At 73.5% G+C, this 13,840-nt stretch carries 15 protein-coding genes; 10 read left to right on the forward strand and 5 right to left on the reverse strand.

From position 1 onward, the window contains the following. Nucleotides 1-65 precede the first annotated feature (65 nt). The 3 genes from M0P34_RS07195 to M0P34_RS07205 all read left to right on the forward strand — a co-directional run bounded on the left by M0P34_RS07195 (nucleotide 66) and on the right by M0P34_RS07205 (nucleotide 2,410). Nucleotides 66-767: a tetratricopeptide repeat protein gene (locus M0P34_RS07195; protein ID WP_291497884.1), complete on the forward strand. Its 702-nt coding sequence runs from the start codon at nucleotides 66-68 to the stop codon at nucleotides 765-767. Between the two features lie 174 nt (nucleotides 768-941). After that, nucleotides 942-1,139 carry a hypothetical protein gene (locus tag M0P34_RS07200; protein ID WP_291497886.1) on the forward strand — a complete coding sequence of 66 codons (198 nt, stop codon included), beginning with the start codon at nucleotides 942-944 and terminating at the stop codon, nucleotides 1,137-1,139. A gap of 449 nt (nucleotides 1,140-1,588) precedes the next feature. Beyond that, nucleotides 1,589-2,410 (forward strand): hypothetical protein, encoded by an 822-nt coding sequence (locus M0P34_RS07205; protein WP_291497888.1) that lies wholly within the window; start codon nucleotides 1,589-1,591, stop codon nucleotides 2,408-2,410. A 42-nt stretch (nucleotides 2,411-2,452) separates the two neighbouring features. Here the strand turns inward: M0P34_RS07205 and M0P34_RS07210 are convergent, their stop codons facing one another. Continuing rightward, entirely contained in the window at nucleotides 2,453-3,898 is a 1,446-nt protein-coding gene (locus tag M0P34_RS07210) for a sensor domain-containing diguanylate cyclase (protein ID WP_291497913.1), read from the reverse strand. A 197-nt stretch (nucleotides 3,899-4,095) separates the two neighbouring features. Here M0P34_RS07210 and M0P34_RS07215 point away from each other — a divergent pair, with 197 nt between their 5' ends. Beyond that, nucleotides 4,096-4,851 (forward strand): SDR family oxidoreductase, encoded by a 756-nt coding sequence (locus tag M0P34_RS07215; RefSeq protein ID WP_291497890.1) that lies wholly within the window; start codon nucleotides 4,096-4,098, stop codon nucleotides 4,849-4,851. A gap of 58 nt (nucleotides 4,852-4,909) precedes the next feature. On the opposite strand, the gene M0P34_RS07220 is transcribed toward M0P34_RS07215, so the two are convergent. Continuing rightward, nucleotides 4,910-7,615 (reverse strand): tetratricopeptide repeat protein, encoded by a 2,706-nt coding sequence (locus M0P34_RS07220; RefSeq protein WP_291497896.1) that lies wholly within the window; start codon nucleotides 7,613-7,615, stop codon nucleotides 4,910-4,912. A gap of 27 nt (nucleotides 7,616-7,642) precedes the next feature. Here M0P34_RS07220 and M0P34_RS07225 point away from each other — a divergent pair, with 27 nt between their 5' ends. From M0P34_RS07225 to M0P34_RS07240, 5 genes are all read left to right on the forward strand, one after another. Further along, entirely contained in the window at nucleotides 7,643-8,008 is a 366-nt protein-coding gene (locus tag M0P34_RS07225; RefSeq protein WP_291497898.1) for a molybdenum cofactor biosynthesis protein MoaE, read from the forward strand. A 74-nt stretch (nucleotides 8,009-8,082) separates the two neighbouring features. Continuing rightward, nucleotides 8,083-8,706: a glycosyltransferase family 4 protein gene (locus tag M0P34_RS14870; protein ID WP_366062216.1), complete on the forward strand. Its 624-nt coding sequence runs from the start codon at nucleotides 8,083-8,085 to the stop codon at nucleotides 8,704-8,706. Next, entirely contained in the window at nucleotides 8,655-9,188 is a 534-nt protein-coding gene (locus tag M0P34_RS14875; RefSeq protein WP_366062218.1) for a glycosyltransferase, read from the forward strand. Before M0P34_RS14870 ends, M0P34_RS14875 begins: the two co-directional genes overlap by 52 nt. Further along, nucleotides 9,185-10,300, forward strand: a complete 1,116-nt coding sequence (locus M0P34_RS07235) for a glycosyltransferase family 4 protein (protein WP_291497900.1) — start codon at nucleotides 9,185-9,187, stop codon at nucleotides 10,298-10,300. The genes M0P34_RS14875 and M0P34_RS07235 overlap by 4 nt, the downstream gene beginning before the upstream one ends. Further along, complete coding sequence (locus M0P34_RS07240) at nucleotides 10,297-11,049, forward strand: UPF0280 family protein (protein WP_291497902.1); 753 nt, start codon at nucleotides 10,297-10,299, stop codon at nucleotides 11,047-11,049. Before M0P34_RS07235 ends, M0P34_RS07240 begins: the two co-directional genes overlap by 4 nt. 301 nt (nucleotides 11,050-11,350) lie before the next feature. Here the strand turns inward: M0P34_RS07240 and M0P34_RS07245 are convergent, their stop codons facing one another. Continuing rightward, nucleotides 11,351-12,265 (reverse strand): delta(1)-pyrroline-2-carboxylate reductase family protein, encoded by a 915-nt coding sequence (locus M0P34_RS07245; protein ID WP_291497904.1) that lies wholly within the window; start codon nucleotides 12,263-12,265, stop codon nucleotides 11,351-11,353. A 29-nt stretch (nucleotides 12,266-12,294) separates the two neighbouring features. Further along, nucleotides 12,295-12,789 carry a CBS domain-containing protein gene (locus M0P34_RS07250; RefSeq protein ID WP_291497907.1) on the reverse strand — a complete coding sequence of 165 codons (495 nt, stop codon included), beginning with the start codon at nucleotides 12,787-12,789 and terminating at the stop codon, nucleotides 12,295-12,297. A 180-nt stretch (nucleotides 12,790-12,969) separates the two neighbouring features. Here M0P34_RS07250 and M0P34_RS07255 point away from each other — a divergent pair, with 180 nt between their 5' ends. Continuing rightward, nucleotides 12,970-13,497, forward strand: coding sequence for a type 1 glutamine amidotransferase domain-containing protein (locus tag M0P34_RS07255; RefSeq protein ID WP_291497909.1), 528 nt, complete (start codon nucleotides 12,970-12,972; stop codon nucleotides 13,495-13,497). Between the two features lie 75 nt (nucleotides 13,498-13,572). On the opposite strand, the gene M0P34_RS07260 is transcribed toward M0P34_RS07255, so the two are convergent. After that, nucleotides 13,573-13,840 (reverse strand): GNAT family N-acetyltransferase (locus tag M0P34_RS07260; protein ID WP_291497911.1); only part of this gene is annotated, 268 nt, incomplete at its 5' end.

A 13,840-nucleotide genomic window follows, 5' to 3' on the forward strand; every position in this document is an offset into this window, starting at 1 on the left:
CCCGCCAACCGGCGCCCCCGGCCCGCCGTGTTGACAGTATCGCCGCGTCGGCGCACAACGTATCCATGCGTTCCCGATTCGCCCTGTCAGCACTGCTTTTTGCGCAGGTCCTGGCCCTGCTGCTCCTGGGTTGCGTCCCCGGGGCCCAGGCCCGGAGCCCGGAGCCGGGCACCGCGCAGGACGCCCCCCTGATTCCCCTGCTCTCGCCCCGCACGACCCGCGACGACCCCCGCCAGATGGTGCGCCAGGGCCGCGAGGCCGCCCGCTGCGGCGACAGGGACCAGGCCTGGGAGCTGCTGACCCGGGCCGTGAATTCCACAGACATGGACCAGCGCTCCCTGGCCGACGCCCTGGTGCTGCGCGGGAGCCTGGGCCTGGGGGGCGTGGCCCCCTACCAAGCCCTGGCGGATTTCCGCCGCGCCGTGGAGCTGGCCCCGGCCACCTCGGGCGCCCTGGCCTGGAGGGCCCTGGCCTGGCTGGAGCTTGGCCGCACCGGCCCGGCCCTGGACGACGCCCGCCGCGCCGTGACCCTGACCCCCAGCGTGGCCCTGGCGCACCTGGCCCTGGGCCGGGCCCTGCTGGCCCAGGAGCGCCCCGGGGAGGCCCGCGACGCCCTGGACGAGGCCGTGCGCCTGGACCCGGGCCTCGGCGCCGCCCTTCACGACCGGGCCCTGGCCCTGCGCGCCCTGGGCGACCCCGAAGCGGCCGGGCGCGACGAAAGCCGCGCCCGGGAGCTGTCCCCGGTTCTGCCCCTTCCCGGGTCCTAGGGCCGCGCCCGCACAGCGCGGCCACAGCGCCCCGGCGCACCCCGCCCCGGATCAAATGACCTTTCCCAAAACCCCGGGTGCTGCTTCGCGGCCCGCACCAGGGGTCCGGGGCGCCTGGCCCCCGCAGTCGGCCCCGCCCCCTTAACTTCGCGCCGCCGCTGCCGATGATAAGGCATGCACCGCGACGATCCCCACGGCGACCGCGACGCGCCCCCCGGGGCCGCCCCCGAAGCCGACGAGCACTACGAGCCCAGCGAGCAGGACCGCAAGGCGCTGCTGGACGAGCTGCGCGCCCAGATCCGCGCCGGGACCTACCGCCCGAGCATCGGACGCATCAGCGTGAACATCATCGGCGCCCTGGGCGGCGACTGACCTGCCCCCCGCGCGCGGGGGGCTGGGGCGGCATGGCCGCCTCCGGATGTCTTCCTGACCTGCGCGCCGGGTGGGATTGCGTCCAGGGCTGCGCGCCCCCGCGCGCGGGCGCCCGGGTGCCCCGGCCGGGGAGCTGTCCTCGGGCCGGGCCTGGGTGGGCGCACCCCCGCGTGCGGGCGACCGGGTGCCCCTCCCCGGGCCTGCCGCCCTGTCCGTTCTGCACACCCGCTCTGCGCACCCGCGCGCGAACGCCTGCCGACCAGCAGGCAGCAGTCCTGCCCGCCCCAGGCCCCGCTCTGCGCACCCGCGCGGGCATGGCCCGCGAGCGGGCCGCCGCCCGTTTTCGCCCGCGCCCCGGGCGCGGGGCGCATTGACCGCCGGGGCCGATCCGTGCGAGGCTGCCCGGACGGACTCCCCCGCCCCGCACCCCAGCCGCCGGAGCCCAGGCCATGCCCCGTTTCCGTCGCCGTATCCCGCGTTCCCCCGCGCCGCCCCTGCGGCCCACGGCGGCGCTGACCCTGCTGGCCGCGCTGCTGGCCGTGGCCGCCGCCCTGGTGGGCCACCGCTCGGGGCAGGAAACGGCGCAGCTGGTGGAGGCCCGGGGGCGGCTGGCCCTGGTCCTCGCGGCCCAGGCCGATGCGCGCCTGGGCGCCCTGCGCGCGGCCGCCGCCGAGGCCCTCGCCGCGTCCCAGGCGCCGGACGCCCCGGGCCAGCGGGATGCCCTGGCCCAGGCCCTGGGCCGGGGCGAACCGGCCCTGGCCGGACTGGCCCTGGAGCCCGGGCCGCCGCCGGACGCCCCCCGCGACGCCGTGCGCCCCGGGCCGGACGGCGCCGCGCGCATCGCCCTGGACCTGCCCCGGCCCGCGGGCCGGGGGACGCTGACGCTGTTCGTCGACGCCGGGGCCCTGGCGGCGGACGCGCAGCGGCCCCAGGGGCTGGAGCTGCTCTTCGCCGCCCGGGGCGGAGCCCTGGCCCCCGCCACGCCCGGCGCGGACGCTAGCGGACGCGCGGCGGCGCGGACCCTGCGCGCCCTGGCCGCCGACGCCCGCGAGGCGGGCGCCCTGGCCCAGCGGGAGCTGGACGCGCCGGGCGGCGGGCGCCTGCTGGCCGTGGCCGTGCCCCTGCGCTCGGAGCCCCTGACCCTGCTGCTGCTCGTGCCCGCCCCCCGCGACCACGGCCCCCCCGTGGGCATGACGGCCATCCTGCTGGCCCTGGCGGGCACGGCCCTGGCCGTGCTGCCCCTGCTGCGCAAAAAAGGGCGCCAGCCCTGACGGCCGACGCCCCGAAAATCCCCGCCCCGCGCGCCCCCGCACCTAGCCGGGGCTGACGGCCACCCGGTTGCGCCCCCGGGCCTTGGCGGCGTAGGCGGCCTGGTCCACCCGGCGGGTCAGGCCGTCCAGGCTCTCCCCGCAGCGATACCCGGCCACGCCGCAGCTCACGGTCACGGCCTCGCAGCCCTGGCCGCCGGCGAACCCGGCCACGGCCACGGCCTCGCGGATGCGTTCGGCCACGGCCACGGCCTCGGCCTCCCCGCCTTCGGCCAGGACCATGAACTCGTCCCCGCCCCAGCGCGACAGCAGGTCGCAGGGGCGGATGCTCTCGCGGATGAGCTCCGCCACGCCCCGCAGCACGCGGTCGCCCTCCAGGTGGCCCAGGCAGTCGTTGACGGCCTTGAAGTGGTCGAGGTCGAAAAGGATGAGGGCAAAGGGCGTGCCGTGGCGGGCGAAGCGCGACTCGGCCTGGCCGAAGCGGCTTTCGAACTCCCAGCGGTTGGCCGCGCCGGTGAGCTGGTCCGTGGCGGCCATGTGGACCAGGCGGCGCTGGAAATGGTTCACGGTGGCCACGCTGAGCGCGAGGATCACCGCCCAGGCGAACACGCCCACGGCCAGCGTGCGCACCAGGTTGCCCCGCGCGGCGGCCAGGGCCGATGCCTCGTCCTGCTCCACGAGCAGGGTCCAGCCGATGTCGTCCAGGTGGCGGGCGGCCAGCAGCACCGTGCCCCCGGGGCCGGAATACTCGAAGTTGGCCGGCTCCCCACGCAGGGCCAGCACCTCGCGGGCGACGCTGGAAATGCCCGGCGTGGTGCGGATGTTGTCCCGGCCCACGCGGGTCGGGTCCGGCCCGAGCTGGACGGTGCCGAACTCGTCCACCAGGACGATGCGCCGGTGATACTTGTTCTGGAATCCGGCGATGATCCGGGAGAACTCCTCCAGGTCCAGGCCCACGCCCGCCACGCCGAGCAGGTAGCCCCGGTAGTCCTCCACGCGATGGTTGATGAACAGGCTCAGGACGCCGCCCGCGGCCTGGTTCGCATCCACGTTGAGGTCGAAATCCTGCCCCCGGCCCGCGAACTCGTAGTACCACACATCGCGCAGATCCATGCGCGAGATGGTCTTGAGCCGCCCGCCGTAGTAGTAGTAGCTGCGCGTGGCGTCGGAAACGAAAAAGGCCGTGAGGAACCCGTAGCGGGCCCTGATTTCCTCAAGATACCTGCGCACGGCCTCCTCTTCGTGCTCGCCGTCCAGGGCCCAGTCGCGCAGGAAGGTGTCGGTGGACATGAGCGAGGCCACGAACAGCGGGCGCATCAGCTCGGCGCGCAGTTCCGAATGGATGGTGTCGCGCGTGAGCGGCAGGCCGGTGCTCAGGAGCTCCTCGCGCACGGCGTCGCGCGAGACGCGGTAGTTGACCACGCTCGTGGCCACGAAGGCCGCGAGCAGGATGACGGACAGGGCCAACGCGAGCCTGGCCTTGATGGACATAAAGTGCAAGGAAGCCTCCCGGCGCCGAGGGAACGGCGAGTTTTCCGCAGGCCGACCTTACAGATTCCCCCGCGCGCCGACAAGGGCCAACCCCCGGCCGCCTCCGGGAAGTGGCCGGGTTGCAATCGGAGGCCGTTCGGCTACACTGGCCCCGGCAAACACCCCCCGAACGCAATCCCCAAGACAGGAAGGACGCGATGACCAAGACGATCTGCATCACCGGAGCCACCGCCGGCTTCGGCGAGGCCATGGCCCGCCGCTTCGCCCGCGAGGGCTGGCGCGTGATCATCACCGGCCGCCGGCGCGAGCGCCTGGAGGCCCTGGCCGGAGAGCTGGCCCCGGCCCCCGTGCATGCCGCGGCCTTCGACGTGCAAAGCCGCCAGGCCGTGGAGGCCTTCGTGGCCGGGCTGCCCGCCGAGTTCGCCGCCGTGGACGTGCTGGTGAACAACGCCGGGCTGGCCCTGGGCCTGGACCCCGCCCAGTCCGCCGACCTGGACCAGTGGGAGACCATGGTCGACACCAACATCAAGGGCACCCTGTTCATGACCCGCGCGCTGGTGCCGGGCATGGTCGGGCGCGGCCGCGGGCATGTGGTCACCCTGGGCTCCATCGCGGGCACCTACCCCTACCCCGGGGCCAACGTGTACGGCGCCACCAAGGCCTTCGTGCGCCAGTTCGCCCTGAACCTGCGCGCCGACCTGCACGGCACGGGCGTACGGGTGACCAACATCGAACCCGGCATGGCCGAGACCGAGTTCTCCCTGGTGCGCTTCTCGGGCGACGAGGGCCGCGCGGGGTCGGTCTACCAGGGCATGCAGCCCCTGGTGGCCGACGATATCGCCGAGCTGGTCCACTACGCCGTGAGCCTGCCGCCCCATGTGAACGTCAACCGCCTGGAAGTGATGCCCGTGGCCCAGAGCTTCGGGCCCTTCCCCGTGGCCCGCCAGAGCTAGGCCGGGGGCGCGCCGGACCCCGCCGCGGGGTCCGGCCGCGGGCCCGGCCGCGGGGGCCTCAGCGGCCCCGGCGCCCGGCCCCGGAGGCCGCGCCCCGGCTCCCCGCCCTGGCGCCCCGGGCGCCCTCCTGCTCCCGGGTCAGCTTGCGGTTCAGCTCCTTGCGCTCCTCGAAGAACCGGGCCTTGCGCTTCTCGAACACCAGCGCCGTGCGCAGCAGGGCGAACACGAAAGCCGCCACGCTGACCACCACCACCAGCCCCTTCTGCACGTTCCAGCGCTGGCCCTCCACAGCCTGGGACAACCATTCGATGCCCCATTTCTCGGCCATGAACACCGACACCGGCATGCCCACCAGCGCAAGCCCCAGGCCGATGATCTCAAGCCACATGAAGCTCTTGCTGAACAGCAGCAGAAACAGGGTCGCGTCGCGCACGATCCGCAGGGTCACCAGCCGACGGCCCAGGCGGGTCAGGGTGTCCTCCACCTGCCGGAAGTACTCGTGGCTCTGGCGGAAATTCGCGGCCACGGTGAAATGCTGCTGGCGGACCCAGTTGAGCTTGGTCACGCAGAAGTTGAAGTCGCGGTTGAAGTCGCGCAGGGCGCGGGGGAAGGGGAACCAGGCGATGTCCTCGTGGATGCGGACCAGCCGCTCGCGGATGGCCTCGGCCTGGCGGGTCAGGGTCCGGGTCTCGGCGTCGATCTTCTGGCGCATGGTCTTTTCGAGCTGCACCCGCCCCGAGGTCAGGCGGCGGAAGGCCACGAAGTTCTCCACCTCCGCCAGGAGCAGCAGCTCGTCGATCTGGCGCCGGGCCGTCTGGCCGAACTCGTGGCTGTCGCCGAACCAGTCGTCGATCTCGGTGCGCAGCTGGCGCAGCTTCTCCGCGCTTTCGCGCGCGGCGGCCCGGGACTGGACCCACAGCCCGTAGAGAGCGCCAAGCAGCTGCACATGGCCGCGCTCCATCTCCGGGTCCACCAGCACCCGGTTGAACATGTTGGAATCCTCGTCCACCAGCTGGTCCACCAGGCCCACGGCGTGCTCGGTGAAACCCATCTTGACCATGCTCGCGGCCTGCCGGTAGAGCGGCTCGTGCCAGCGCGGGCAGAGCTTGTGGGCGTCACGGAACAGGGTCATGGCCTGGTCGAAGCGGCCCTGGACCTCCAGCGCCCGGCCCTGGAGGTACTTGTGGTAGGCGAAGTGCAGCGGCGTGTCGCCCAGGCGCTCGGCCTCGTGCCAGAACTCCCCGGCGCGCTCCAGGTCGCCGCGCTCCAGGGCCAGGAAGCCCAGCACCGTGCGGAACCCGAAGTCGCGCGGGGCGCGCAGGGCGCCCTGCTTGGCCTGGGCGTCGGCCGTGGCCGCGTCGCCCGCCACAAGCGCCCCCAGGGCCTGGGCGTGGGGCGAGTCCTGCGGCGGGGAGAGCTTGAAAAGGCCCGAGGGCAGCTCCTTGCCCAGGGAGCGCATGACCAGCGGCGCCGTGCGTAACTGCGCGGGCGCGTTGATCTCGAACACGGCCCCGAGGATGGCCCGGGGGCGCCCCTGGCCGCCCAGCACAACGTCCAGGGCCCCGGCCGGATCCTCCCGCAGGGCCTCGCCCAGCTCGCCAAGGGCCAAGGACAGCTCCTCCAGGCTCATGGCGGCCAGCGTCCTCCAGGCTCCGGGGTCCAGGTCCGCCATCCGCCGCGAGGGGCACTGCGTCTCCGTGTGGGAGCGCTGGCCGCAATAGAAACAGGGCCGCCCGCTGCCCACCAGCAGCGCCACGGGCAGGGTCACGTTCAGCGAGCCGCGCTCCCGCGTGTCCTCGGACTCGGCCAGCAGCACATAGCACCAGTCCGTGAACCTGTTGCGCTCGAAGCTGTAGCTCACGTCCTTGACGCGGAAGCGCGGGCCCAGGAGGAAGGCCGTGCGGTAGGACATGTGCGGGAAATCCGGGACCATCTTGTCCCAGTCCAGGCTCACCTTGCGCGGCAGGTCCTCGTTGAACTGGAATCCGGCCTTTTCCACTGCGGCCATGACGCAGGGCCAGTAGGCGCACTCCTCGCAGTCCTTGGTCCGGGCCACCAGGGCCAGGATTTCGCGGCACCAAACCGCCAGGGCCTTGAAGTTCTCCAGCTCGAAGATCAGGTGGTTGTCGTGCAGGATGTACTTCAGTTTCAGGCGCTTGACGATCTGCTCCACCTCGGCGAAGAACCGGGGCCAGCCTTCGATGAAGCGCTTGTCCAGGGGGTTGCCCAGGGGCCGCAGGATGAAGTACCACCCCAGGGAGGAGCGGAAGCCGATGCGCGGGTCGCCCGAGAGCCTGTGCCAGTGGGCCGAGGCCATGCCGGTGATCTGGCGGTCGACCTTCTCCAGGATGATGCCCGGCACGTTCTCCACGTCGGGGCGCACCTTGGGGTGGACCCAGACCTCGAAGTCCCCCGGGGGCATGGCCTGCTGGGAATACAGCTCCGAGGCGATGGACAGGGCGGTTTCGCCCTGGAACCCGATCATCAGGTTCGTGGGCATGATCTGGATGAAGACCGGCAGTTCGTTCAGGTTCGCCCAGACCTGGAGCCGCGCGGCGGCCTGGAACACGTCGCGCGACCAGAAGTACCACACCGCCTGGTTGCGGTCGGCGCTGATCTCCACGCCGCCGTAGTCGCGGAAGGTGGAGGGGATGGCCTCGGTCAGCTCCCCGGACCAGACCAGCCACACGGCGTAGCCCGTGGCCGACATCCTGTATTCGTGCAGGGTGGGAAGGTCCTTGAGAAGCGTCGCAAACTTGTACACGAGTCGCCTGCCGCAAAAGGGGTTCACATGGACATTACAGCAACCATCGCAAAGCTCAAGGCCGAGCCCGGATTCAGCGAACATGTGGGCATGGTCCTGGTCCACAACGGCGTGGTGCGCGGCACCTCCCGGGCCGACGGCGCCCGGGTCAGCGCCGTGGAGGTCCACCCCGACAGGGACAGGATCGCCGCCCTGTGCCGCGAATACCAGGCCCGCCCGGGCATCTGGCGCGTGCTCGCCGAGGCGGCCTCGGGCCGCCTGCTTCCCGGCGACGACCTGCTGTTCATCGTCGTGGCCGGGGATTTTCGCGAAAACGTCAAGGCCACCCTGGCCGAAGTCCTGGACCGCATCAAGGCCGAAGCCGTGGTCAAGACCGAAACCTGCGAACGCTAGACGGGCCGGGCGGCGAAAAACCGTCGCCGCCCTTTGGCCTTGCAATTCCCGTGCAATCCGACTAGGCAGCCCCCATGCGCGTCATCCAGGTCGCCAACGTCCGCTGGTTCAACGCCACCTCGTGGTACGCCCTGTACCTGGCCCGCCTGCTGCGCGAGGCCGGACACGAGGCGCTGGTGCTGGCCCCGCCGGACACCGAAACCCTGGACAAGGCCCGCCACTGGGGCCTGCCCGCGGCCGCCCTGCCCCTCAACTCCTCCAACCCCGCGACCCTGGCCCGGCTGGCCGTGGAGCTGCGCCGCCTGGTGCGCGAGTTCCGGCCCGACGCCGTGAACTGCCACCGGGGCGAGTCGTTCTGGCTGTGGGGCGCCATGCGCGCGGCCGGGGCGCCCTTCCGCCTGGTGCGCACCCGCGGCGACCAGCGCCTGCCGCGCAACAATGCCCCCAACCGCTGGCTGCACAACCGCTGCGCCGACGCCGTGGTGGCCACCAACTCGGTGATGCACGCCCACTTCCGCGACGCCTTCGGCATCGGCCCGGACCGGCTGCACCTGATCCTGGGCGGGGTGGACCGCGAGCGCTTCGCCTTCGACCCGAAGGCCGCGCCCGGGTGCGCGCCGAGTTCGGCTACGGGCCACAGGATTTCGTGGTCGGCCTGCTGGGCCGCTTCGACGAGGTCAAGGGCCAGCGCGAACTGATCCGGGCCGTGGCCCAGGCCCGACTCGCCCCGGGAGGCCAGCGCCTGCGGCTCATGCTCGCCGGGTTCGAGACGGCCACCACCCAGGCCGAGGTCCGGGGCTGGATCGACGCCGCCGGACTGGGCGAGGCCACGACCATCACTGGCCAACGCCCCGACGTGGCCGCCGTGATCTCGGCCATGGACCTGGGCGTGGTGGCCTCCAAATGGTCGGAGACCATCGCCCGCGCGGCCCTGGAGATCATGTCCTGCGGGCGCCCGCTGGTGGGCACCTCCGTGGGCGTCATGCCCGACCTGCTGGGGCCCGAGGCGCTGCTGCCGCCCGCCGACGTGCCCGCCCTGGCCCGGGCCGTGGCCCGCGCAGCGACGGACCCGGGGCACCTCCGGGCCCTGGCCGCCGCGCAGGCGCGGACCATCGCGACCCTCTCGGGCCGGGATTTCCTGGAGCGGACCCTGGCCGTGTATGCCGGAGGGCGCCCATGAGCCGCGTGGCCCTGATGCTGCCCAAGCTGTCCACCTACGGCGGGGCCGAAGGCTTCGCCCACCGCCTGGCCGGAGCCCTGGCCGCCGATGGCCTGGAGGTGGACTTCCTGTGCGCCCGCCAGGAGACGCCCGCCCCCCCGGGTGTGCGCGTGGTGGCCCTTGGCCGCCCGCCCTTGGGCCGGGCGGCCAAGATCGCCTGGTTCGCCTTCGCCGCCGAACGCGCCCGCAGGCGCGGCGGCTACGCCCTGACGTGCAGCATGGGCAAGACCCTGTGCCAGGACGTGCTGCGCATGAGCGGCGGGCCGCTGTCCAAGTTCTGGGAGCTCTCCTCCCGGGCCTACGCCCCGGGCGCGCCCAGGGCGTGGAAGGCCCTGCGCCGCCGCGCGGCCCCGGAGAACCTGCTCATCCGCCTGCTGGAACGCCGCGCCCTGGAGAACCAGCGCGTGTGCGTGGCCGTGTCCCACCGTGTGCGCGACTGGCTGCTGGAGGCCCACCCCTTCCTGGCCGGACGCGACCTGCGCGTGATCTACAACCGCCCGGACCTGACGCGCTTCTCCCCCGTGGACGACGACGGGCGCGCGGCCCTGCGCCGGGCCCTGGGCCTGGACGGCCAGCGCCTGCTCGTGGCCACGGCGGGCACCAACTTCGCCCTCAAGGGCCTGGAGCCGCTCATCCGCGCCCTGGCCCTGCTGCCCGGCGACGCCGTGCTGCATGTGGCCGGGGGCCGCAACCCCGGGCGCTTCCGGGCCCTGGCCCGGAGCCTGGGCCTGGGCGACCGGGTGGAGTTCCTGGGCCGCGTGCAGGACATGGCCGCCCTGTACCGCGCCTGCGACGTGTTCTGCCTGCCCTCGTTCTACGATACCTGCTCCAACGCCGTGGTGGAGGCCCTGGCCTGCGGCACGCGGGTGGTCTCGTCCCGGGACAACGGGTCGAGCTTCTTCCTGCCGCCGGAGCGCGTGGTGGCCGACCCCGGCGACCACCAGGCCCTGGCCCGGGCCATCGAGGCCGCCGCCGCCGCCCCGCGTCCCGGGGCCTTCTCCTGGCCCGAGGGCGTGGCCTCGGGCCTGGAGCCCTACCGGGCCCTGGTCCGCGACATGCTGGAACGGCCATGAGCCGCCCCCGGCGGCCCCAGGCCGTGCACACCGGCACGGCGCGCGACTATCGCGGCGCCCTGCGGCCCTCGGGCGGGGAGACGGCCTTCCAGGTGGTGGTGGAACAGACCGACCTCTGGGTGGTGGCCCGCAAGGACCTGACCCGCGAGGTGGCCGCCTGGGTCACGGACCTGCGCGGGCAGCTCAAGGCCTACATGGCCCTGGACCCGGCCTTCGGCCCGAGCCTCGCGCCCGTGGCGGTGCCTGCGGGCGCTCCGGAGATCGTCCAGGCCATGAGCAGAGCCGGGGCCGCGTGCGGCGTGGGGCCCATGGCCGCCGTGGCCGGAACCATCGCGCGCATGGTGGCCGAGCGCTTTGTGGATGAAAGCCCCGACATCCTTGTGGAAAACGGCGGAGACATCGCCATGTTCTCCACCCGCCCGCGCACGGTGGGCATCCTGGCCGACCCCGCCGGGGGCGCGCGCCTGGGGGTGCGCATCCCGGCCGAGGATTTCCCCTGCGCCCTGTGCGCCTCCTCGGCGCGCATCGGGCATTCCCTGTCCCTGGGCCGGGGCGAACTGGCCGTGGCCCGGGCCCGCGACGCCAGCCTGGCCGACGCCGCCGCCACGGCCCTGTGCAACCGCATCCGCGACGCCCGCGACCTGCCCGACGTGGCCGAGCTGGCCCGCCGCTTCGGGTTGGACGGCGTGTTCGCCCAGGCCGAGGGCCGCGTGGCCGCCTGGGGCCGCATGGAGCTGGTGGCCCTGTAGGCGGGCGGCCACCAGGCGCAGCCCCGCTCCGGGCGGACAAAAAAACCGCCGGGGTGCCCCGGCGGCTCCGCGCCCGTGCCACGCCCTTGCCCCCCCACCACCTCCGTCCCCCTGGAAGCCCGGAGGCTCCGAAACAAGAAACCCCGGTTTCAACGCTGCCTGCCGCCAGGGAGAGCGCCGCATTGCGCGGACCAGCCGTCCCTGCCGCGCCCGCGCAACGCGGCTCCTGGCTTCGCCGCATGACGCCGCAAGGCCGCGGCCCTTTCGTTCCGGAAGCTGGCCGTGACTCCAGGGCGGAGTGCTAGCGCCTGGCCTTCGCCCCCAGGGCAAGGCGCCCGGCGGCCAGGTCGAACAGGGCGTGCCCCACGCTCTTGAACAGCACCGGGCCCTCCACCGGACGCGGCGCGCCCAGGGCCTCGGCCAGGGGCGTGCAATCCCGCGCGGGATCCAGCCCGGCCTGGAGCAGATCCCCGGCCCCGGCGGCACAGCCCGCCGCCGTGTCCACAAACACCCGGCAGACGCGCACCACCTGCGGGGCGACCTCGGCCATATCGGCCCTGAAGGCGCCCACGGCCGCCACGAAGGCGTCGCGGCGCAGCGGCCCGTGCTGCACGGGGACCGGGCTGCACGTCGCCGTGACCACCAGGGCGCATTCCTCCAGGGCCGGGCCCGGATCGGCCACGGCGGCGGCCTCCAGGCCCAGGGCCCGGGCGTGGGCCGCCAGGGCCTCGGCGCGGGCCGGGGTCCGCGAGTGGACCAGGACGCGGCGCGTGCCCAGGCCCCGGTGCAGGGCCTCCAGATGCGCCCTGGCCTGGACCCCGGCGCCCAGCAGCAACAGCGCGCCCCCGGGCCGGGGGGCCAGGGTCCGCGCCGCCAGCAGGGACAGGGCCGCCGTGCGCCGCGCCGTGACCGCAGGCCCGTCGAGCACGCCCAGGCAGCGGCCCGTGGCCGCGTCGAGCACGGTCATGGACCCCAGCAGCAGGGGCAGGCCGCGCCCGGGGTTGCCCGGGCAGACGGTGACCAGCTTGTTCACCGCCACGCGCCGGTCCGCCGCGGGCATGACCAGCAGCGTGCCGCCCCCGGCCAGGGGGTGGTGGATGCGCTCCGGGGCCGAGGCCAGGCCCCGCGCGGCGTCCACCAGGGTGGCGGCGATGGCGTCGGCCAGGGCGTCGTAGGGCAAAAGGGCCGCCGTGCGGTCCGCGTCGTAAAACTCCATGCCCGCGTCCCCCGGGGCCCGGTCCTGCGTCACCGGGGCTTCATCTGGGCCAGCACGTCGCGGCCGACCTCCTTGAAAATGTCGGCCTTGAAGATCACGCCCAGGACCTTGTCGCCGTCGCAGACCAGGGACCAGCCGCGCCGGTGGCGCAAAAAGTCCGCGACCACGGTGATCAGCGGGTCGTTGGGCTGGACCCTGGGCACCTTGGTCTCCAGCAGCCCGGCGATGCCCTTGGCCGAGCACGCGCGGCAGGCCAGGGCGAATGCGCGGTCCCAGTCCTGGTCCTTCAGCTCCATGAGCGCGTCGTCGCCAAAGACGCACTCCTCGAGCTTGCGCATCACGTTCCACATCGTCACCACGCCCTTGAAGACGCCGTCGGCGTCCTGGATCACGGCGATGTGGTTGTCGGTGTCGGCCTCCAGGCCCCGGTACAGGGCGCGGATCAGCTCCATGAAGCCGATGTCCTCGCCCACGATGGTCAGATCGTCGCGCATGATGTCCCAGGCGCGCTTGCGCATCAGCATGGGCAGCTCCTTTCGCCGCGGGGCGGCGCGTCGCGGTTGTGTTCCGTCTGTCCCCTACGTCCGGATGTAGGCGACTTTCGCCCGGGGCGCAACTCCCGCCCGGGCCTTGCGCCCCGGCGCGCCCTCCCCTATGCTGGCGACCCGAAACACCCCAGGCGCCCCGGGCGCGAGGAGGGAATCATGGCGGAGTTGGACGGCCTGCGCGGCCTGATGTTCGTGGAGGACGTGTACGAGGATCTCGAACTGTGGTACCCCAGGCTGCGGCTTGTGGAGGCCGGGGCGACGATGGTCGTGGCGGCCCCGGAGGCCGGCAGGCGCTATGCGGGCAAGAACGGCTACCCCTGCGTCAGCGACGCCGCCCTGGACGGGCTGCGCGCCGCCGATTTCGATTTCCTGGTGGTTCCCGGCGGCTTCGCGCCGGACAAGCTGCGCCGCATGGAGACAGTGAAAACCCTGACCCGCGAGACCTTCCAGGCCGGAAAGCTGGTGGCGCACATCTGCCACGGCGGCTGGATCCCCATCTCGGCGGGCATCATGGCGGGCATGCGCTGCACCTCCACCCCCGGCATCCGCGACGACCTGGTCAACGCGGGCGCCACCTGGGAGGACCGCGAGGTGGTCGTGGACCGCAATATGATCTCCAGCCGCAAACCCGACGACCTGCCCGCCTTCTGCCGGGAGATCATCGCACACCTGGCGCGCCGGTAACGTTGCCCCCACAGCAAGCGCAAAAGCCCCCGGACCATGCGGTCCGGGGGCTTTGCCGTTGTGGCGCCGCGCGGGTCAGGGAGCGGGGGGCGGGGCGTGCTCCAGGTGCAAAAGCGGGTAGGGCCGCCCGCTGTCGTCGTACGCAGAGCGGCCCCGCACGACGAAGCCCAGGGCCGCGTAGAACCGGCGCGCTCCGGGGTTCTGCTCGTTCACGTCCACCAGCAGCCGCCCTCCGGGGCCGGCCTGGGCCAGGGCATGGGCCACCAGGGCCCGGCCCACGCCCCGGCGGTGGCACGCCGGGTCCACGAACAGCGCGTCGATGATGCACAGGGCGCAGCCCGGG

Origin of the sequence: Desulfocurvus sp. (assembly GCF_023230885.1) — a bacterium.
GTDB lineage: Bacteria > Desulfobacterota > Desulfovibrionia > Desulfovibrionales > Desulfovibrionaceae > Desulfocurvus.